The organism is Halogranum amylolyticum, from assembly GCF_900110465.1.
In the GTDB taxonomy this organism is placed as follows: Archaea; Halobacteriota; Halobacteria; order Halobacteriales; family Haloferacaceae; genus Halogranum; species Halogranum amylolyticum.
In genome coordinates, this window is record NZ_FODV01000008.1 from 1 (window position 1) to 19,613 (window position 19,613).

The following is a 19,613-nucleotide window of genomic DNA, read 5'->3' on the forward strand; positions in this document are numbered from 1 at the left end:
TCGAACTCACGCGCCTCGACGACTGTCTTCGTCTCGCTCTCACTTTCGGCTGATACCGCGAACCGTTCGATGTGGTCTGCCTCGCTCATTGAGTCGTTCGATGGGACGCCAGCTCATCAAACGAGCGACTGTGGACAGATGCGCTGCCGTCGGTGACGCTCGTTCGTCACCTACTTACGGTCGAGAACGACTCGAGACCCTGAATTACCGCAAATAGGGGGGTCGAGCGGAAGTCGCCCACTACGGCAAGTATTGGAACCGACACAGCTGATGCTCGCAGGTATCATTTCAGGTGCTAACCTGTGTCGAAGCGTTCCGAGTGATGCGATCTGATAGCGGTTACCTCTGCGCTGGCCATCCTCGTTCTGCCTCACGACCTACCAAAAATTCTGATACTTTGATATGAAACGGGCCTCAGTGATGGACCGCTGTCTCGAACGACCATTCGTCTCGTCCGGACAGGTAACCTGCTGAATATGCGCTGTGAGTTCAGCACGACCAATCTATCGGGTTTAGGAAAGTACGTCATTCGATGTATGGGAACTTCTGCTAATCCCTATCAGACTAATGCTACCGACTTCAATTCGATTGGACCTTCGGGGCTTAGGACCTTGTGTAGTGACGTCTCCTCGTCCCTCTCTTCGAGTTCAAAATGGGGAACCACAATGAAGGCACGTACTCGGTCCTCGCCGCCGTACTGGTTGATGAGTTCTCGGACGCGATTTATCGTCGATTCAGGGCGTTGTTCGATGCTTGCCCAACGGTTGAGTTCTATCAAGACGAGATTCCCGTCTGTATCTTTTGCCACGAGATCCGGAACGACTGTATCACCCGGCGCATCCGGGTTCGCGTCCACAATCTCTAAACCTTTCTCTAACTGACCCGAGTTTTCGATAACCGCTTCTCGAAATTCTCTCGTTGTGAATGCACACTGTCGTTGCATTGTGCTCAACAAGCTTGGTTTAGTCTCGGCGATCGCTCTGAGTTCCGTGCTGCAAAGTCGAGTGTCGCCCTCGGTGAGTTTTCTCGAACCTTGTTTGACAGCCTTCGTCCGGTCGTCGACAGCGACATCTACTGTTACGTGTCCAACCACATCGTCTGGGTGTTCTTGCTCGTACGTTCGAACCAGGGCGTCCTCGATCAGATCTTCTGCTGAGGTATCCAGGACTTCGCTAACGCGAAGATAGAACGCCAGTGCAGAGACAACGTCATCGCGTAAGTCCTGCTCAAAGTTTGATTGCCCAAGATCCATCTGAATCTGGCTATCAAGCTCAGAGAGCTCTGACCACACATGAGTTCTAGACCGTTTGACTGTCTGCAATGAGGAGGTCAGATCATCAATGAGTTCAGGCGGGACTGACTCGCTTCTCCGAGTTTGATAATTGATTTCATCAACAACCTCTTTCAATTCCTCTCTGTCTGAGGACGTCTGTTGATGTAACCCTTCAAGCTCATCAATCACGTTCGCAATGCGATTCTGGTATTTGGAATCAAATTGGTCAGATTCAGCTAATTGTTCGAGATTACTCTGTGCCTGTTCGAGGTTCTCTAACCACTCTCCATACACGTCGAGAATCTCTACTGCGCTCTGTTGGATCGATTCAAGCTGGTTTTGATGTTGCTCATGTGATTCCTGTTGAAAGTCGTACCAATCATCACTCTGATTGGCTTCCTCGAACTGGCTGGTCTGGCGAAAATCGTCCGAATAATTCTCTGCTAACATCTCCAGTTCGTCCACTTGATTTCGCAGACTCCGTTTCGATCCATATCCGCTGAGGAGTGATCGAATATCCTCGACTGCGTTATTAAGTTCGTTGAGGTGACTGACGTCTGGTCCGAATACTTGCTTGATGTCTCGGAGTTCCATATGCTCGAATAGCATCCCGAGATCAATCGTGCCGTTCTGGGTGCGCTCACGGATTCGTTGTCGGTACTGTCGTGAGTGCTCGCTGTCTTCGCTCGCTTCGCGTAACTTCTCGCGCTGCTTCTTGGTAAGGAGCGCGTTGGGCCGATCAGTCATATTGTGAAGTCCGGTTGCGTTCTACATAATCCTAATGTATATAAACCCGTAACAACTGCATTTGTCGAATTGAATCGTAACATAACATATTACGTCTCTCGCTGATTATTTATAGTATGAGTGTGTAACGTATCAATGTCGCTGTCCATACAGCATCGCGTCAAGCTAACCACGGCCTGATCGGAGCCTATCCGAGTCACCATAGTCCGATGGCTACCCACGAACCCAACTCCCATCGCAAACTCGCAGAACACGTCCACGAACGCCACAGCCCACATGGGGAAGTCCTGGAGACGTTTGCGGATCTCAATAACGAGCCCAGTGTCCCCCTACACTCCACGCTAGCACTCCTTGCCGCCCGTCGATCGACCGTGGAGGGATCCCACGTATGAAACAAGAGATCAATCCCAGCGAATACATCGAAGAGAACCGCACAAAGATTCTGGCTGTTATCCGCGGGAGCGACGATCCGTTTGCACGAGCGTGTGCGTGGGCGTTGCTGGATCGACATACGCCAGATAACGACTACGAAACACTGCGGGATGAGCTTGAATTAGTATCCGAACAGAGGGCTGATTCGTAATGCTACTTGACTGCCGGCAGGAGATCGGCGTCGAGTTCGTCGGCGATGTCGACCGCCTGTTCGAAGAACTCGTCATCGTCGAGCAGCATCTGCGTGACCGCCTTCCGCGTGAGTACCTCCTCGAGGAACTCGTCGTCTTGTTGGAAGAGCTGCAGGGCCATGTCTGTGACCGTCGATTCGGCCTCAGCGAGATCTTCGTACGTATCGTGATCGAGCGCCTGGTTACACCACATACAGATCTCCTTGTCGCGCGGCGTCTGCTGGCGACACCGCGGACACGAAACAGGGGTGTAGTCCTGTGGATCTTCGGTTTCGACGTCTTGCCCATGCATCGAAGCGTACTCGCGGGCGCGGTCTTCACCGTACATCGCGACGTAGTGGGAGATGGCGTCACTCCCGCGCTTGCGCCCCTGTCGGTCCTCGATGAACGACTCGTTCTTCCCGAGTTTGGCGAGCCACGTCGCGTTCGACTTCCGGAAGTTCTTCGGCGTGACCGGCTTGTCGAGGTCGATACGGTCGGCAGCGCGTTTGAAGTAGCGCTGGAAGGTCGTGTAGCTCATGCGCTCGCCGTCCGACTTCACCCAGAGGTAGGCGTTATCGTCACCAGGACATGGATGATGATCGCCCAACCAGCGGTTCAGGTAGGGCAACGAGAGAATCATCGTCACAGAGCGCTGGCCGGTCTTGCCATCGACTTCGATCTCGACGCCGTAGTCAGTGTCTTTGACGTCGCCAACCGTCATCTCGTAGAGTTCACAGTGCGGCCGGAAGCCACCCTCAAACTGGACGGCGAACAGCGCTTTGTTGCGCACCCGACCGGTTCCCTCGTTGATGAGCGGGAGGACGTCGTCCTCCCAGTCGAGCATATCCGCTCGCGACGGCGTCGGGTTGTAGTTCCGCGGCGTGTTCGCGGACATCCAGCTGATGGATTCCGGTGGGTCGCCGTGTTTTCCCCGGCGGAGGGCATGCTTGCCCATCGCGCGAATGGCGAGCCGATAGTCGCACTTGGTGCGGGGATTGTCGTATTCCAGATTGATCCAGCGGACGAGGTCCTCTGCCGCGTCGCGATCCTCGAGCGCCTCAGTCAGTCCGCCGACCTGCTCGGCGACGCGGACGAGGTGACGCAGGAGTTTCTCGTGGCGGTTGTCGCTGTAGTCGTGCAGGTCGAACTGGTCGGAGACGGTGAGCAACGTGGCAGCGTCGTCGTCGCTGATGGTGTCGTCCTCATAGCGTGTCTCATCGTAGAAGTTGGCGGCCCCGCCGGCCCGGACGCGCTCCTTCAGGACGCGGATTCGTTCACGCTTGGGCATAACGTATACAACCCCACGGACGAGAAGGATTTAACCATGTGGCTAGAATCCCGGCCTAGGCTCTTCATCTCGTCTCTTCTCTCGAGAACCTGAATCCGAAGAGACGTCTCCTCTTCTGTCGTCACCCGACGTCCACAGTTCCGTCCCGCAGTGCTACGGGATCCGAGTTCCCCCCGTTCGGACCGTGAGATTCTCGATCAGCGTCGAGTTGACGCTGTTGCTCGCGACAAGCGTGACGTTCTGCCCGGCAGGAACGGCGAAGACGACCGTCGACTGTCCGGGGTCGACGGTCGTCGACTGGAACGTCCGTCCGTCCTCGCGGACGACGGTGATGGTGGTGACGTTCGACGCCTCGGGAGTTGACCGGAGCGTCGCCTCCACCCGGACCCCCGAAGCGGCCCACGACTCGGTAGGCGAGAGACGTTCGAAGACGGTCGAGTTGTCGACGTCGGCGGTGACCGTCGGGCCGACCGTGAGACAGCCACCGAGTGAGACTGCACAGACGACGACGAGCGCCATCGCCAGCCGTCTGCCGAGAGAGCGTTCCATGGAGACTCCACGCGGGCGTCGCGAAAAACGGTTCTGGCGTCGCGAGCGACGACGCGCTGTCGGTCGGCAACGTCTCTTAAGTGTGAGATGGCCGATAGTGTGGACATGTCACTCGAAGACCGACCGACGTGGGAGTACAAGACGATCGAACCGCCGAAGGGGTTGACCAAGCGGGAGGTCGTCGACCCGACCGACGAGCTCAACCGACTCGGAGCCGAGGGGTGGGAACTCGTCGGACCGCTCGACTACGACAAAGGTGGGACGAAGTTGTTGATCTTGAAACGCCGGGTCGCCGATGAGTGACCGAACGGAGAACATCGACCTCTCCGCACCCAGTCGACTCCGTGAGCGGACGGAAGTGAACGAGACGCTGTTCTGGCTCCTCCTGAGCGTCGACCGCCGGGTCATCGTCACGGGGTTAGCAGTCGTCGTGTTCGGGACGTTCATGCTGTTCGGGATCCTCAAGCCGACGCTCCTGCGGACGGCGATGGAGACGAGCGACATGGTCGAGACCGTGTTCTCCGGGTTGGTCGGCGCGATCATCACGAGTACGACGCTCGTGGTGTCGATCAACCAGCTCGTGCTCTCTCAGGAGATCGGGTCGCTCGGCACCCAACGAAGTCGGATGGATACGACGATGGACTTCTACCAGAACACCGACGAGTTGCTGGGAACGACCACACCGTCCGAACCGGCCGCGCTGCTGTGGAAGCTCATCGAGCGGACCGAAGAGCGGGCAGTCGACCTTCGTGACGCAGTCTCGGAGAACAGCAACGAGACCCTTCGCGACCAGGTCGACGAGTACGTCGAGGACCTGCGCGACAACGCCGAGACGGTGTACGGTGAGCTGGAAGACGCCGACTTCGGCACGTTCACCGTCGTCTCGCCGGGGTTAGACTTCAACTACGCGAAGAAGATGAACGATATTCGGCAGCTCGGTGAACAGTACGACGACGATCTCGATCGCGAGGAACGAAGAGCGTTCAGGGAGATGCTCGAGGCGGTGACGATGTTCGGTCCCGTCCGCGAGTACATCAAAGTGCTGTACATCCAGTGGGCGCTGGTCAAACTCTCCCGAGGGATTCTGTACACGTCAGTGCCCGCACTGGTCGTCGCCGGTGGCGTGGTCGTCTTCGTCGACGCGAGTACGTTCACCGGAACCGTCCTCGGTCTCGAGACGATGCTGTGGGTGGTCAGTGCCGCCTTCGTCGTCTCGATCACGCCCTTCTTGGTGTTCATCGCCTACGTGCTCCGACTCGCGACGCTCGCGAAGCAGACACTCACGGTCGGACCGCTCATCCTCAGCTGAGAGGGAGTATCGTCGGAGTCTGAAAGTTTCCCCGTGGAAATCGACGATAATCCCGACGAGTCGCCTACGTCCTCTTCGATCGGATTTCTTCTCGAACCGGTCGCCTTCGACCTCCGAGAAGCAGACGGTTGGACCGAGTCGACCCGCTCGTCGGAGTCGGTCGTGAACGAAAGAGGCCCGTTAGCTCGACCCACACATACTTAGTGTATCCGACACGAGTTCGTGGCATGGTCCCGTCCAAGAACGTCGGTGGTGCCGACAGAGTGCTCAGAGGCGTCCTCGGAACCTGGCTGGTCGTGGTCGCAGTCGCCGCGTATCTCGACGACAAGCGACTGACGGCCGCGACGGCGGCAGTCGCCGGCGCAGGACTGCTCCAGAACGCAGCGACGGGGTTCTGCGGCGGGAACGCGCTGTTCGGTATCGACACCACGAGCGACGACTCCTGTTCGCTCGACTGAGTGGTCGCCGGCGACCCATCCGATGCCATTTTTCCCGGGTCGCGACCCGACCACCGAGACGTCCATCGACGAGATGTCGAACGGCGACCGTCCGAGTCGGCGGGTCGAGGAACCGAGCGTCGACCACCATCGACGGACGGCGTCGATCTCTCTCAATCGAGAGCGTGGCCCGTGCCGAGATCGGCCACGTGAGTCCGCTACGGCGGCGATCGACGGCGTCGGGAGTGAGAGATGCTAGCCAGTAGATATAACGAACGACTACGATAACGGTAGTTTATTTCAAAATAACCGACGCCTTTGTAAATATTCATCCAGAAACGAGTAACGACAGATAACCTATGTCAAACGAACATACGAGCCAGCCCGCGAGCGGGGCGAGCGACACGTTCATTTACGTGGCTGCCGCGCTGGCGGCGCTGAACGGACTCCTGTTCGGTTTCGATACGGGAGTCATCTCCGGAGCGTTCCTGTACATCCAAGAGACGTTCACGATGTCGTCGTTCGTCGAGAGCGTCGTCGTCAGCGGCGCACTCGTCGGCGCCGTCTTCGGCGCGGCTGTCGGCGGGCGCCTCGCAGACCGAATCGGGCGACGACGACTCATCCTGGTGGGGGCAGCGGTGTTCTTCGTCGGGTCGTTCATCATGGCCGTCGCACCGACCGTCGAGATACTCATCGTCGGACGTATCATCGACGGCGTCGCCATCGGTTTCGCGTCGATGGTCGGCCCGCTGTACATCTCCGAGATCTCGCCACCGAAGATCCGGGGGTCGCTCGTCTCGCTCAACCAACTGGCGGTGACGATGGGGATTCTCGTCTCCTACTTCGTCAACTACGCGTTCGCCGACGGGCCGATTCTCGCGCTCGCCCAGGACGTCCTCGGTGCGGCCGGGTGGCGTTGGATGCTCGGTGCCGGGATGGTACCCGCGCTGATTCTCGGCGTCGCGATGCTGTGGATGCCCGAGAGCCCGCGGTGGCTCGTCGAAAAGGGGCGCGAGCAGGAGGCTCGGAACGTCCTCTCGCGGACGCGCAGCGAACAGCAGATCGGCGACGAGATCTCTGAGATCAAGGAGACCGCCCGCAAGCAGTCCGGAACCGGGCTGTCGGACCTCACGAAGTCGTGGCTCCGTCCGGCGCTCGTCGTCGGCGTCGGCCTCGCCGCGTTTCAGCAGGTGACCGGTATCAACACCGTCATCTACTACGCGCCGACCATCCTGGAGTCGACTGGCTTCAACAACTCCGCGTCCATCCTCGCGACGGTCGGCATCGGCGTCGTCAACGTCGGGATGACGGTCGTCGCCGTCCTCCTGATGGACCGTCTGGGTCGCCGTCCGCTGCTTCTCACCGGACTGGCCGGCATGTCGCTGACGCTGACCGCCCTCGGCGTGGCGTTCTTCCTGCCGGGGCTCTCGGGCGTCGTCGGCTGGGCCGCCCTCGTGAGTCTGATGTTCTACGTGGCGTTCTTCGCCATCGGGCTCGGACCGGTGTTCTGGCTGATGATCTCCGAGATCTACCCGCTGAAGGTTCGCGGGACGGCGATGGGTGTCGTCACCGTCGTCAACTGGGCGGCGAACCTGCTCGTCGCGCTGACGTTCCTCCAGCTTATCGACGTGCTGGGACAGTCCTGGACGTTCTGGCTCTACGCGGGGCTGAGCGTCGCTGCACTGGTGTTCACCTACTATCTCGTCCCCGAGACGAAGGGCCGCTCGCTGGAGGAGATCGAGGCCGACCTCCGCGAGAGTGCGCTCGGAAGCGAGACGACCGGCGACGCGTTCGGTAGCGGGTCGTCGACCGACGACGACTGAGACGCGAGAGCAGAGAACAGAGACGACCGAAGAGGCGGCCGCGACCGACTTTTTTAGCTGAAGTCCTCGACGAAGCGGTCGGGGACGTAGCCGAGCACTGTCGTCGGCAGGGCGGCGACGAGTCGCTCGGCGACGACGACGAGCGGTTTCCGGAGCAGTACGTACGTCGCCGAGACGGCGATGGCGACGCCGACGGCGAGCTCGACCGGGCCATCGAAGACGACCATCGGCGGGACGGCGAAGACGGCGGCGAGCAGCAGATCCTCGGGCGCGCCGTCGTAGCGGATCCACCGCTTCGGCGGGAGCCACCGACCGCGGAAGTGGTCGTAGACGGCCCGCTCGGACGTCGCCTCCCACGGTTTCAGTTCGAGGCCGCCGCCGAAGGCGTCCATCACAGAGTGAGTCGCCGCCGCGAGCAGGAACAGCGCGAGCGACAGCGAGGCGACGGTCGGCACCGCGAACGCGAGGACGGTCGCCGGCACCGCCGCCAGCGAGAAGTACACCGGGAAGTGCAGCGTCTTTCGGTGACCCGCATACAGGTCGAAGTCCGGGAACAGTCCGCCGAGTGCCGCGGCGGCGACCGGGACGATTCCGACGTCGGGCGCGACGAGAAACACGAGTGTGCCGAGCACGATCCCAGCGAGGGCGTGCGTGGTGGCCATCATCGGTGCCGGCTAGGCGAGCAGGTTACATATGGCTGTCGTGTCAGCCGGTGACACAGGCCGGGGCGGAGGCGAGCGCCGGCCGGATGCGCCCGACGGGCACTTAGGCCCCCCACACGATATGGACGGTATGGTCCTCCTTCGTCTCTCTCCGTGGACGACGCGGGCAGCGACCCGCAGTATGCAGGCCGCGATCGGCGGCATCCTCCTTGTGGGACTGTGGACCCGAAACATCGCCGTCGTCGTCAACGCCGTGTTGGCGCTAGCCGTGACGTTCCTCCCTGCGATCCTCGAGCGCGACTGGAACCTCCCACTCGATGCAGGCCTAACGCTGTGGATCACGACCGCCGTCCTCCTCCACACCGTCGGAATGTTGGGGCTGTACGGCACCGTCTGGTGGTGGGACCATCTGACCCACACCCTCTCGGCGACCATCGTCGCTGGCGTCGGCTACGCGACGGCACGGGCGATCGACGAACACACCGACGCCGTCGCCTTCCCGCCCCGATTCTTGTTCGTCTACGTGATCCTCTTCACGCTCGCGCTCGGCGTGCTCTGGGAGGTGCTGGAGTTCGCCGTCCACGGATTGAGCGGCTATTTCGGCGTCGACGCCGTGCTCGTCCAGTACAGCCTCGAGGATACGATCGTCGACCTCGTCTTCGATCTCGTCGGTGCGATCCTCGTCGCCCTGTTCGGGACGACGACGCTCCGGTCGGTCGTCGACACGCTCACCACCCGTTTGGCCGGTGGGTCGTCCGACGAACTCCGGTGACCACTCGCCGACGGGCGACAACGCCGTCCAGTCGGGACCTACCTTTTTGTGTCGGGTGACGTATGGTGTGGCATGCGATTCGTTATCGTTGGCTACGGGCGGGTCGGTGCACGGACTGCCCGGATTCTCAAAGAGGAGGGTCACGAAGTCGTTCTCGTCGAGAACGTCCGTGACAAGGTCGAACGAGCCCAAAAGGCGGGTTTCGAGGTCGTCGAAGGCGACGGCAGCAACGAGTCGGTCCTCCAGAAAGCCGACCTCGACAGCGCCGACGCCATCGGCGGGCTGACCGGTGACCCCAACATCAACTTCGCGGCCTGCATGATCGGCAAGGAACACGGCTGTCGGTCGGTACTCCGCATCGACGAGGACTACCGCAAGGAGATCTACGAGCAGTACGCCGAGGACGTCGACGAGATCATCTACCCCGAGCGACTCGGCGCGGCGGGGGCGAAGACCGCCCTCCTCGGCGGGAACTTCAACGCCATCGGTGAACTCACCGAGCGACTCCGGCTCTCGACGGTGACGATCCCCGATGGATCGCCGGTCGTCGGCCGGCGGGTCAACGACATCGACCTCCCGCAGTCGGCGCGCATCTACGCCCACGGCCGGGGTCGCGAGCCGATGACGATCCCGCTCCCCGGCACGCAGGTTGAGGCGGGCGATCAGGTCGCACTCCTCGTCGAACGGGACACCGTCGAGACGGTGCGGAAGACGCTACTGGGGGACTGAGAGCGGCTGTCGTAGCGGGCGACACCCAATAGTCATCGGCTACTCCCGAGGTTCGATTTTCGCGGAGAGAACCGACGAGCGGCTACGATCACCTCTGTGAGCAGCCGAAGGGAGAGAAACCGACACGACAGGCCGTCTCGGGGGAACGGACGGGGCTGACGTGCCGGCCAGATGTCGAACGGGTGGGGGGTGTGCCCGGGCGCGCAGGGTGAGAGGATGGGAACTGAGGCCGTCAACGCGCGCCCACCTGAGGCGTGTTCGGGATTCCTCTTAAATCCGCGTCAGACGCTCGACCGACAGACGGAAGCTACTTTTCACAGGAGTGTGTGTGGAGACTATGCACGGCATCGGTCCACCGCTCGTCACTCCGTTCACCGAGACAGGCGACGTCGACGACGACGCCCTGCGAGAGCTGGTCCACTGGGTCGAAGCGCGCGGCGTCGACTTCCTCGTCCCCTGTGGGTCGACCAGCGAGGCAGAGTTGATGACGACGGAGGAGCGCGCTCGTGTCGTCGAGATCGTCGTCGAGGAGGCCTCGGTCCCGGTGCTCGCCGGGACGGGTCACCCCGGTCTGCGCGAGACGCTCCAGCAGACGGCGCGGGCCGCCGAGGCCGGCGCCGACGCGGCGCTCGTCGTCACCCCCTTCTACTTCCCGCACGACGACGCCGCGATGGAGGCCTACTACGAGAGCGTCGCCGACGAGTCGGAGATACCCGTCTACCTCTACAGCGTCCCCATGTTCACCGACGTCGCACTCGACCCCGACGTCGCCGGGCGACTCGCCGCTCACGAGAACGTCCACGGGATGAAAGACTCCAGCGGCGACGTCGAGGCGTTCGTCCGCACCCACCGCCGCGTCGACGACGAGTTCGACCTCCTCGTCGGTAGCGGCGGCGTGCTCGCCAGTGCTCTCGACGCCGGGGCGGCCGGCGGCGTACTTGCGCTCGCGAACGTCGCCCCCGAGGCAACGGTCGAAGTGTACGACCGACACCGCGAGGGCGACCGGCAGGGCGCACGCGGGTTGAGTGCCGACCTCGTCGAGTTGAACCGTGCCGTCACCACGCGGTTCGGCATCCCGGGGCTGAAGGCGGCGATGCGAGCGCGCGGCGCACCGGCGGGCTACGCGCGGAGTCCACACCGACCGGTCGACGACGCGGCGCTCGACGAACTCGAGTCGCTCGTCGCCGAGCTCTGAACTTTCGCCGACGGTAACTCACACTATCGTTGCCCGCGTCGCCGTCGCCTTGAACGAGGCGACGACGTCGTCGCCGACGGCGATTCCGAGGCGATCGACGCTCTCGACCGTCACCAGCGCCGCCAGCGGCGACGCCGTCTCGACGTCGAGCGCGACGCGCACGACGGCCGCCCCGGCGTCCAGTCCGACGACGGTCCCCGCGAGACGGTTGCGGGCGCTCGTCGCGCCGCCGGAGGGGGCCTCATCGGGGGCGTGCAGCGTCACCGCGTCGGCGCGGACGCTCACCTGCACCGTCGCCCCCGCCGTCGCGTCCTTGTCGACCAGCGCGCGGAGCGTCCCGGCTTCCGTCTCGACGAGCGCGAGTTCGCCCGTCCGTTCGGTCACCTCGCCCTCGAACACCGTCTCGTCGACGCCCGCGGTCCCCGCCAGCGTTGTCCGCAGGCGGTCGAACCGCGCCAGCAGTTCGTCGCCGTCGTCCGTCAACTGGCTTCCGCCCCCGCCCGCCCCGCCGCGCCGACGGTCGACCAGCGATCCGAACGCCGACTCCAGCCGCTCGAGTCGCGTCAGCGCTCGCGACCGCGAGCGACCCAGTTCGTTCGCCGCGGCGCTGACCGACCCGTGGGTGGCGATCGCCCGCAGGAGGGCCGCGTCGTCGGCTCCGAACGAGACGTCGTCTGCGTGTAGCTGTGCCTCGACCCCAGCGTCCATAGTACAGACGGCGGGTGGAGCGACCAAAACGGTTCGCACTCCGCCCCAGTCGGACTGCGAAGCCGACCGCGGCGACGCCGGCGGCTCGACGCGACCCCGGAGCGAAACGGGTTTCAGCCGCCGTCACGACCGACTCACTCGAATGAGTACGACGACCGGCGGCTCGTCGGCGGCGGTCGACGGCACGTTCGGCCGCGGCGCGGTCGTCCTCGCCGTCGTGACCGTACAGGCCGTCGCGTTCGCGGCCGCCGTCACCGTCGAGCGACCGACGCTGTACGCACTGTTCGCGCTCGGTAGCGCCGCCGCGCTCGTCGCCGCCTCGGGGGGTGGCTGGCGGGGCGTCGCGGCCGCACTCGTCGGCAGCCTCGCACTGGCGGGCGTGCTCTGGTTCGTCGGCAGCCGCTGGATGCTGGTGTTGACACCGCCGCTTCTCACGCTCGCCGTCGGGCTCGGCGGCGACGGCGACCAGTGGGCCGGCGTCGCCGCGGCGACGCTCGGCACGGTGCTCCTCGTCGCACTCGGGCTGCCGCTGGCGCTCTTCTTCGTCCAGCAGGACGTCGCACTCGTCGCCGAGGCGGCGGCGGACCCCGAGGTCCACCGGATGCTCGTCCTGTCGGTGTACGCCCCGCTGCTGGCGGCGCTGGCGGCGCTCGTCTGTGGCGTCCCGCTCGCGTACCTGCTCCGAGAGGGGTTCCCCGGCCAGTCCGCTGTCGAGAGCCTCGTCGACCTCCCACTCGTCGTCCCGCACTCCGTGGCCGGCCTCGTCGTCCTGTTCGGCTTCGGCCGCGGGGCGGCGTTCCCCGAGATGCGCGTGCTCGGCACGCTGACGGGGATGGTGCTCGCGCTGACGTTCGTCAGCGCGCCGTTCGCCGTCAACGCCGCCCGCGAGGCGTTCGAGACAGTCGACCGCCGACTGGAGTTCGCCGCCCGCGCCCACGGGGCGAGTCGGTTCTCGTCGTTCCTCCGGGTGACGCTCCCGCTGTCGGCACGCGGGATCGTGACCGGTGGCGTGATGGCGTGGGCACGCGCCGTCTCGGAGTTCGGCGCCGTCGCCGTCGTCGCCTACACGGTGCAGTACGTCTCGCCGCTCACTCTCCGGGAGACGACGGCCCAGCACGCTCCCGTCTACATCTTCAACACCTACACCAGCCAGGGACTGCCCGAGAGCGGGGCGGTGGCGACCCTGCTGCTCGGCCTCTCGGCGGGCATCTTCCTGCTCGTGCGGTGGCTCGCCTTCGACGACGGAGGTGCGCCGTGAATCCCGGACGACTCGACGTCGACGTCCGCGCGCGGTTCACTGCCGACGGCACCGATCCGTTCGTCGTCGACGCGGCGCTCTCGGTCGCAGAGGGAGAGACGCTCGTCGTCCTCGGCCCGAGCGGCAGCGGTAAGAGCCTCCTCCTCGAGACAATCGCCGGCTTCCACGCCCACGAGGGGGCCGTCGTCCACGACGGTCGCGACCTGACCGACACACCACCCGAAAAGCGAGAGTTCGGCTTCGTCTTCCAGGACTACGCGCTCTTTCCGCATCTGACCGTCCGCGAGAACGTCGACTTCGGCAGCCGTTACCACGCCGGGACGGCCGACCCCGACGACCTGCTTGCGGAACTCGGCGTCGCCGACCTCGCCGACCGGACGCCGACGACACTCTCCGGCGGCGAACGACAGCGCGTCGCGCTCGCTCGCTCGCTGGCCATCCACCCCACGGCGCTGCTGCTCGACGAACCGCTCTCGGCGCTGGACGTGCCGACGCGACAGGCGCTGCGGGCCGACCTGCTCGACCTGCTCGACGGCGTGACGGCGCTCTACGTCACCCACAACCGGTCGACCGCCCGCGCGCTCGGGGACCGCGTCGCCGTGATGCACGACGGCGAACTCCTCCAGATCGGCACGTCCGAGGAGGTGTTCGAGTCACCCGCTTCGCCGTTCGTCGCGCGCTTCACCGGCGCGAACGTGCTCCCGGCGACCGTCTGGTCGACCGGCGACACCGCCGCCGGCGACCGTGGGAGTGCGGCGTCGTCGGTCGCGATCCGCCCGGAACATCTCGTCCTCGACCCCGCGACCCCCGACTGCGAAGCGACCGTCGAACGCGTCGTCCGCGAGGACGCCGCGTTTCGCGTGTCGCTCTCGAGTGCGACCCGGACCCGCAGCGAGCGAGTCGCGTTCGACGCGTTCTGCGACGACCCGCCGGCCGTCGGCGACACGGTCGGCGTCGGTGTGCCGACCGAACACGTCACCCGCTTCCGGGAGTAACCAAATAAAGTTACATCACACGGAGACGGACACTCGATTCGGTTGCTGACAAGGTTGATGTGAACCGGCGTCGAAGGGCGGCACACATGGCGATTTCGGTGGGAGGATACGGCGACCGGGAGCTGCAGTTCTCCGTCGACGAGCTGACCGGCGCGCTGGGAGATTCGGTTACGGTGCTCCCGCTGGTCGTCGCGCTCGGGGCGCTGACGCCGGTGTCGCTCCCGCACGTGCTGCTCCTGTTCGGCGTCTTCCAGATCGTGTGGGGGGTCGTCTACGGGCTGCCGCTGTCGGTCGAACCGATGAAGGCGCTCGTCGGGTTGACCGTCGCCGGCGCTATCTCCTATCCGGAACTCGCCGCCGCCGGGTTGTTGGCGGGCGGCGTGCTCCTCCTCACCGGAACGATTGGGGTGCTCTCCCGCATCGAGCGGTACGTCGGAACGCCCGTCGTCCGGGGCGTGCAGTTGGCCGTCGCGTTACTGCTCGCGCAGGCCGGTCTCGAACTCGGCGTCGGCGACCCGGCGCTCGCCGTGCTGGCCCTCCTCCTGACGCTCGCCGTCGCCGCCCTCGGCTACCGACGGTCGGCGACGCTCGTCGTCCTCGGCGTCGGCGTCGTGCTGGCCGCCGTCTCCGCCGGCATCCCCGCTCCCTCGCTGCCGTCGCCGACGCTGTTCCCCGCTGGCGCACCGCGACTCTCCACGGCAGCGGTCGAGGCATCGCTGGGCCAACTCGCCATGACCGTCGGCAACGCCGCCGTCGCCACCTCGCTGCTCTGTGCGGACCTGTTCGACACCGACGTGGAATCCGACGACCTCGCGACGAGCATGGGATCGATGAGCCTCCTCTCGGTGCCGCTCGGCGGCCTCCCGATGTGTCACGGCAGCGGCGGGCTCGCCGGGAAGTACGCCTTCGGTGCGCGGACCGGCGGCGCGAACCTGATCCTCGGCGCGCTCTACCTCCTCGCCGCGCTCGTGGCAGGACTCGTGACAGCGTTCCCGCTGGCGGTGCTCGGCGTCCTCCTCGTCGTCGTCGCGGTCCAGCTGGCCCGGAGTGCGACGGAGACGACGTCGCTCCCGCTGACCGTCGCGGTGGGTCTGACGGGGCTGCTCGTGAACGTCGGCGTGGCGTTCGTCGGCGGCGTCGTCGTCCACCAGCTGGTCTCGCGGCGGTGACCCGGACACGACGTGGGCGACGTCGAGACCGACGGCGACCGGTAACTGTCTTGTGGGTCGCGAGCGACGGTCGCGTATGAGCTGGGCCGATCTGTTCGACCGCGCCGCCGACTACGACGTCGACGAAACGGCCGTCGTCGACGCGCTGGAGGAGCACCGCGATGCCAGAGACTGAACCGAGTCCCGCCCGCGTCGTCGCCGACGCCGACGTTCTCGCCGCGGATCTGTTCGTCGACGGCGACGCCCGCCGGGCGCTCGACCTCGTCCGCCAGCACTCGTGGCTGACGCTCGTCGCCAGTGACGCGCTGCTCGACGACGCCGCGGCAGTTATCGAAACGCTCGGCGACGCCGGCCTCGCGAGCGACTGGCGCGAGGAGATCGAGGAACTTCGCGACCCGGTCGACCACCCCGACGGCGACCACCCCGGCCTCGCCTCTGCCTACCGGGGCGGCGCGATGCATCTCCTCTCGTTCGACGAGCGCCTCGGGAGCGTCCAGGCCGGCGCGAACCTCAAGGGTCGCGTTCCGCTGAGTATCCGCCATCCGAAGGCGTTTGCCACGCTGTTCGACGCCGAGAGCCTGTACCGGGAGGTCGTCGGCGGCGACTATCCGGGGCCAGACAGAGACCCGCGGATGTAGTTGGAGCAGTCGCTGCACTTATCTATCGAGATCTGCCTCACTGACGTTCGGCGAACTCCCGAAAATCGGAGACTGTCGACGTGGGCTTCGCTAGCGCTCGGCAAACAACCGCGAACGCTTCGCGTCCGGCGAGGTTCAACTCACTGCCGTTCGCTCCTGAAACCACTCCCCAAACTTCGCCAACGCCCGTCCGCGGTGGGAGATGGCGTTCTTCTCCTCCGTGCTCATCTCGGCCATCGTCTGCCCGTCGTGTTCGAAGATGGGGTCGTAGCCGAACCCGCCCTCGCCGCGCGGGGCGACGAGTCGGCCGCGGACGACGCCCTCGAACAGTTTGACCGGGAGCGGGTCCTCCTCTTCCTCACTCTCTTCTGCGCCGGCGGCCGCCGCGGCGACGCGGTCGTCGCGGTCGACGGGGTCGGGACTGGCGCGGAACTCCTCGCCGTCGCAGTACGCGAGCACGCACCGGAACTCCGCACGTCGGTTCTCCTCGAGTTCGCCCAGCCGCCAGACCCGCTCGACGCCGACGGTGTCCTCAACGTACGAGGAGTACGGACCGGGGAATCCGTCGAAGGCGTCGAGGAACAGTCCGGCGTCGTCGACGAGGACGGGTTCACCGACGTGGCGGTAGGCCTCGCGGGCACCGTGAGCCGCGATGGGGCCGAGTTCGGAACTCTGAATCTCCGTGTAGTCGAAGTCGAACTGCTGGACGTCGTCGGTGAGATAGTCGACTGCCTCCCGGACCTTCCCGGGGTTCGTCGTCACGTAGTTGAGCATATCCGACGGTGTGGCGGCGACGGCGAAAGAGCCACCGGTTGCGCGCTCCGAGGCGGCCGCGACGCTCCGAGGCGATGGAGACGATCGACGAGAACGCTGCCGCGAGAACCGAGGTCAGTTAGTCGTCGTCGACGATGACTTCGACGGGGTCGGTGTCGTCCTCGTCGGCGACCGCGCCCGTCTGGCCGCGGCGTTCGAGGAAGAGCATCGCGCCGGCCACCAGCAGGACGACCCACGAGTGCCAGTTGGCGAGGTTGAGGGTGTAGCCGACGCCGAACGGCTTCTCGACGAGCATACCCTTCCCTGGCTGCCAGTACGAGGAGAGCAGGCGGCCGATGCTCGGTCGTTCGAAGTTGTACGGGATTCCGAGAATCTCGCCGGACTGCGGTTTGTCTGCCATACGTGATCCGTACTCCCGGGCAGGATAAAGCGTTTTGGCTGTGTCGCCGAGCGCGGGGTGGTGACCGTCGTCTACGGCTGGTAGCGACCGCGCCCCTCGACCGTCCGGAGGCGTTCGAGCACCTCGTCGTCGCCGACGGCCGCGTACCCCGCCTCGAACGCCTCTCGGAGCGGGTCGGGGTCGTCCGCCGTCCCCTCGACGCTCTGCTCGAAGACGTGGAGGTCCATCGCGTGGTCCTCGACGTGGCCGGTGTGGAAACCGAGGCCGAAGTCGATGAGGAACGTGCGGGACGGCGAGCGACTGCCGTCCCGCTCGGGGGTGAACTCTCCGCCGACGCGGACGTTCCGCGTCGTCGGGTCGCCGTGGACGAGACCGGCGGCGTGGAGTCGACCGAGATGTTCGCCGACGTCGCGGACGGCGTCGACAGCGAGCTCCTCGGCGAGGTCACATCGGCCGACGCGCTGGAAGGAGATGGTCGCCTCCCGGACGTCGACGTCGTAAACTAGCGGCGTCGGGACGCCCGCACGACGCGCCTCGCTCGTGAGTCGCGCCTCCGCGACCGTCCGCTCCGTGCGGAGTCGGGCGTCGAGGGCGGGATGCCGGTAGGTCTTGGGGAGACGACGTTTGACGACCGTGTCGCCCTCGAACGAGACGGTCGCCTCCGCGCCTCGAACGTCTCCCGTCTCCGTCACCGCGCGAGCGACCGACTCCTCGTCGCCGCGCCACGTCACGGGCACCTGGTCGGGGCGGTAGTTCGGGTCGATCGAGGACTCCGCGACGGGCAGCGTATCGCCGGCCTCGTACATCTTCGCGCCGAGGACGGCGATCATCCCCGCGTTGTCCCGAAGGAACCGCGGATCTGGCGCGTAGAACTCCGCGCCGCGGGCCTCGCACATCTCCGCGAGCATCTCGCGGAGCCGAGCGTTTTGCCCCACACCGCCGCCGAGGACGAGCTCGTCGGTCCCGGTGAGCGACAGCGCACGCTCGGCGACCTCGGTGAGCATCCCGAAGATCGTCTCCTGCAGTCCGCAGCAGATGTCTTCGACCGCCTCTCCGTCGTCCTCAGAACTCTCCGAGTTCTGATGGGCTCGGAAATCGTCCGACGATTTCCGACCGTCGTACGCCTGCTTCGCGGCGCTCATGATGCCGGAGAAGGAGAAGTCCATCCCCTTGACGACGTACGGCAGGTCGACGTACTCGCCGTCTTTCGCGGCCCGTTCGACCTTCGGCCCGCCGGGGTGGCTCCAGCCGACGTGGCGGGTGAACTTGTCGATGGCGTTGCCGACGCCGGTGTCCATCGTCTCCCCGAGCACGCGGTAGCGACCGTTGTGATAGCCCAGGAGGTGAGCGTTCGCTCCCGAGGCGTTCAGACAGACCGGCGAGTCGAACCCCGACTGGTAGCGGCCGATCTCGAGATGTGCCACCATGTGGTTGACGCCGACGAGCGGGACGTCGAGCGTCTGTGCCAGCGACCGAGCGGCGGTGCCGACGATGCGGAGACACGGTCCGAGACCCGGGCCGCGGGAGAAGGCGACGGCATCGATAGTCGGAGCCCCCGTTTCGCTCGTCGCGACGGCGTGGTCGAGGACACTGTCGATCACGGCCGGGATCGCGTCGGCCATGTGCTCTGCGGCCTCACGCGGGTGGATGCCGCCGCTCTCCGGCTGGTAGGGGTCGGAGTCGATGAAAATCGAGTCGGCGTCGTCCTCGGCCTCAGTGTCGAACAGTGCGGCGCTTGCGGCCCACGCGGTTCCTTCGATGCCGAGAACGCGCATTTAGTCGATTACGCTTCTTCGGCTTCGGCGTCCGCCTCGCCCTCTTCGTCGGCCGTGATCTTGTTGCGCTCGAGCATATGCTCCTGCTCGACGTCACGGGCGAAGTCGGCCGTCTCGTAGACCTTCGCGTAGCCGACCGTCTTTCGCATGCCGAACTTCGTGTCCAGTTTGTGGACGACGACTTCGTCCGAGCCCTTGTCGAGTTTGGCCGCGAGACTGTCGCGGACCTGCAGACGGGAGGGCGTCGCGTCGTCGTGGACGATCTCGAATCGGACGTCGGTACGGTGCAACATGGGGTTCTCCTCCTCGGAGATGATGTCGATGTCCATGGTTCAGTTGCTACAAACTCCTCTCGAAACAAGTAAAAGGATTTCGACCTCGTGACGGCGTTTTTCGGAGTGTCGCAGCTACTCTCGTGTGCGACTCACTACCGCCCGAGGGCGAAACACCCCAGTCCGACAGAACGCGCTCGGAGTAGGGAGACACAGCCCCTGGTCGACGGAGGCG

21 protein-coding genes are annotated in these 19,613 nt (G+C 64.8%); 12 read left to right on the forward strand and 9 right to left on the reverse strand.

Annotated features, from left to right (window positions below; all coding sequences use genetic code 11):
- Nucleotides 1-559: 559 nt before the first annotated feature.
- Complete coding sequence (locus BSG17_RS14535) at nucleotides 560-2,020, reverse strand: hypothetical protein (RefSeq protein ID WP_089825345.1); 1,461 nt, start codon at nucleotides 2,018-2,020, stop codon at nucleotides 560-562.
- A gap of 388 nt (nucleotides 2,021-2,408) precedes the next feature.
- On the opposite strand from BSG17_RS14535, the gene BSG17_RS14545 reads away from it, so the two are divergent.
- Entirely contained in the window at nucleotides 2,409-2,603 is a 195-nt protein-coding gene (locus BSG17_RS14545) for a hypothetical protein (RefSeq protein ID WP_089825349.1), read from the forward strand.
- Nucleotides 2,604-2,605: 2 nt separating this feature from the next.
- Here BSG17_RS14545 and BSG17_RS14550 read toward each other — a convergent pair whose 3' ends face one another.
- Both BSG17_RS14550 and BSG17_RS14560 read right to left on the reverse strand, forming a co-directional pair.
- The gene (locus tag BSG17_RS14550; protein ID WP_211609151.1) at nucleotides 2,606-3,913 is read right to left on the reverse strand and encodes a tyrosine-type recombinase/integrase; all 1,308 of its coding nucleotides are present in this window, start codon (nucleotides 3,911-3,913) and stop codon (nucleotides 2,606-2,608) included.
- A 153-nt stretch (nucleotides 3,914-4,066) separates the two neighbouring features.
- Entirely contained in the window at nucleotides 4,067-4,462 is a 396-nt protein-coding gene (locus BSG17_RS14560; RefSeq protein ID WP_089825355.1) for a hypothetical protein, read from the reverse strand.
- Between the two features lie 105 nt (nucleotides 4,463-4,567).
- On the opposite strand from BSG17_RS14560, the gene BSG17_RS14565 reads away from it, so the two are divergent.
- The 4 genes from BSG17_RS14565 (at nucleotide 4,568) to BSG17_RS14585 (ending at nucleotide 8,031) form a co-directional block, all read left to right on the forward strand.
- The gene (locus tag BSG17_RS14565; protein WP_089825616.1) at nucleotides 4,568-4,765 is read left to right on the forward strand and encodes a DUF4177 domain-containing protein; all 198 of its coding nucleotides are present in this window, start codon (nucleotides 4,568-4,570) and stop codon (nucleotides 4,763-4,765) included.
- Nucleotides 4,758-5,771, forward strand: coding sequence for a DUF7972 family membrane protein (locus BSG17_RS14570; protein ID WP_089825357.1), 1,014 nt, complete (start codon nucleotides 4,758-4,760; stop codon nucleotides 5,769-5,771). The genes BSG17_RS14565 and BSG17_RS14570 overlap by 8 nt, the downstream gene beginning before the upstream one ends.
- A gap of 227 nt (nucleotides 5,772-5,998) precedes the next feature.
- Entirely contained in the window at nucleotides 5,999-6,229 is a 231-nt protein-coding gene (locus BSG17_RS14575; protein ID WP_089825360.1) for a YgaP family membrane protein, read from the forward strand.
- Nucleotides 6,230-6,567: 338 nt separating this feature from the next.
- A complete protein-coding gene (locus BSG17_RS14585) occupies nucleotides 6,568-8,031 on the forward strand; it encodes a sugar porter family MFS transporter (RefSeq protein ID WP_089825364.1) in 1,464 nt (487 codons plus the stop codon).
- A gap of 53 nt (nucleotides 8,032-8,084) precedes the next feature.
- On the opposite strand, the gene BSG17_RS14590 is transcribed toward BSG17_RS14585, so the two are convergent.
- A complete protein-coding gene (locus tag BSG17_RS14590) occupies nucleotides 8,085-8,696 on the reverse strand; it encodes a metal-dependent hydrolase (RefSeq protein ID WP_170864818.1) in 612 nt (203 codons plus the stop codon).
- Nucleotides 8,697-8,823: 127 nt separating this feature from the next.
- On the opposite strand from BSG17_RS14590, the gene BSG17_RS14595 reads away from it, so the two are divergent.
- The 3 genes from BSG17_RS14595 to BSG17_RS14605 all read left to right on the forward strand — a co-directional run bounded on the left by BSG17_RS14595 (nucleotide 8,824) and on the right by BSG17_RS14605 (nucleotide 11,389).
- Nucleotides 8,824-9,465: a DUF2238 domain-containing protein gene (locus tag BSG17_RS14595; protein ID WP_089825620.1), complete on the forward strand. Its 642-nt coding sequence runs from the start codon at nucleotides 8,824-8,826 to the stop codon at nucleotides 9,463-9,465.
- A gap of 72 nt (nucleotides 9,466-9,537) precedes the next feature.
- The gene (locus BSG17_RS14600) at nucleotides 9,538-10,194 is read left to right on the forward strand and encodes a potassium channel family protein (RefSeq protein WP_089825367.1); all 657 of its coding nucleotides are present in this window, start codon (nucleotides 9,538-9,540) and stop codon (nucleotides 10,192-10,194) included.
- A gap of 337 nt (nucleotides 10,195-10,531) precedes the next feature.
- Nucleotides 10,532-11,389 carry a dihydrodipicolinate synthase family protein gene (locus tag BSG17_RS14605; protein ID WP_089825622.1) on the forward strand — a complete coding sequence of 286 codons (858 nt, stop codon included), beginning with the start codon at nucleotides 10,532-10,534 and terminating at the stop codon, nucleotides 11,387-11,389.
- Nucleotides 11,390-11,407: 18 nt separating this feature from the next.
- Here BSG17_RS14605 and BSG17_RS14610 read toward each other — a convergent pair whose 3' ends face one another.
- Nucleotides 11,408-12,097: a TOBE domain-containing protein gene (locus tag BSG17_RS14610; RefSeq protein WP_089825369.1), complete on the reverse strand. Its 690-nt coding sequence runs from the start codon at nucleotides 12,095-12,097 to the stop codon at nucleotides 11,408-11,410.
- Between the two features lie 142 nt (nucleotides 12,098-12,239).
- On the opposite strand from BSG17_RS14610, the gene BSG17_RS14615 reads away from it, so the two are divergent.
- From BSG17_RS14615 to BSG17_RS14630, 4 genes are all read left to right on the forward strand, one after another.
- On the forward strand, nucleotides 12,240-13,355 hold the full coding sequence (locus BSG17_RS14615; protein WP_089825371.1) for an ABC transporter permease: 1,116 nt from the start codon (nucleotides 12,240-12,242) through the stop codon (nucleotides 13,353-13,355).
- Complete coding sequence (locus tag BSG17_RS14620) at nucleotides 13,352-14,350, forward strand: ABC transporter ATP-binding protein (RefSeq protein WP_089825372.1); 999 nt, start codon at nucleotides 13,352-13,354, stop codon at nucleotides 14,348-14,350. Before BSG17_RS14615 ends, BSG17_RS14620 begins: the two co-directional genes overlap by 4 nt.
- Before the next feature lie 86 nt (nucleotides 14,351-14,436).
- The gene (locus BSG17_RS14625) at nucleotides 14,437-15,519 is read left to right on the forward strand and encodes a putative sulfate/molybdate transporter (RefSeq protein ID WP_089825375.1); all 1,083 of its coding nucleotides are present in this window, start codon (nucleotides 14,437-14,439) and stop codon (nucleotides 15,517-15,519) included.
- A gap of 161 nt (nucleotides 15,520-15,680) precedes the next feature.
- Nucleotides 15,681-16,157, forward strand: coding sequence for a DUF7384 family protein (locus BSG17_RS14630; RefSeq protein ID WP_089825376.1), 477 nt, complete (start codon nucleotides 15,681-15,683; stop codon nucleotides 16,155-16,157).
- 135 nt (nucleotides 16,158-16,292) lie between these two features.
- Here BSG17_RS14630 and BSG17_RS14635 read toward each other — a convergent pair whose 3' ends face one another.
- From BSG17_RS14635 to BSG17_RS14650, 4 genes are all read right to left on the reverse strand, one after another.
- Entirely contained in the window at nucleotides 16,293-16,931 is a 639-nt protein-coding gene (locus BSG17_RS14635; RefSeq protein ID WP_089825378.1) for a non-canonical purine NTP pyrophosphatase, read from the reverse strand.
- Between the two features lie 118 nt (nucleotides 16,932-17,049).
- Nucleotides 17,050-17,331 carry a DUF5808 domain-containing protein gene (locus BSG17_RS14640; protein WP_089825380.1) on the reverse strand — a complete coding sequence of 94 codons (282 nt, stop codon included), beginning with the start codon at nucleotides 17,329-17,331 and terminating at the stop codon, nucleotides 17,050-17,052.
- 71 nt (nucleotides 17,332-17,402) lie between these two features.
- A complete protein-coding gene (locus BSG17_RS14645) occupies nucleotides 17,403-19,106 on the reverse strand; it encodes a bifunctional N(6)-L-threonylcarbamoyladenine synthase/serine/threonine protein kinase (RefSeq protein ID WP_089825382.1) in 1,704 nt (567 codons plus the stop codon).
- 8 nt (nucleotides 19,107-19,114) lie between these two features.
- Entirely contained in the window at nucleotides 19,115-19,435 is a 321-nt protein-coding gene (locus BSG17_RS14650; protein WP_089825384.1) for a 30S ribosomal protein S24e, read from the reverse strand.
- Between the last annotated feature and the right edge of the window lie 178 nt (nucleotides 19,436-19,613).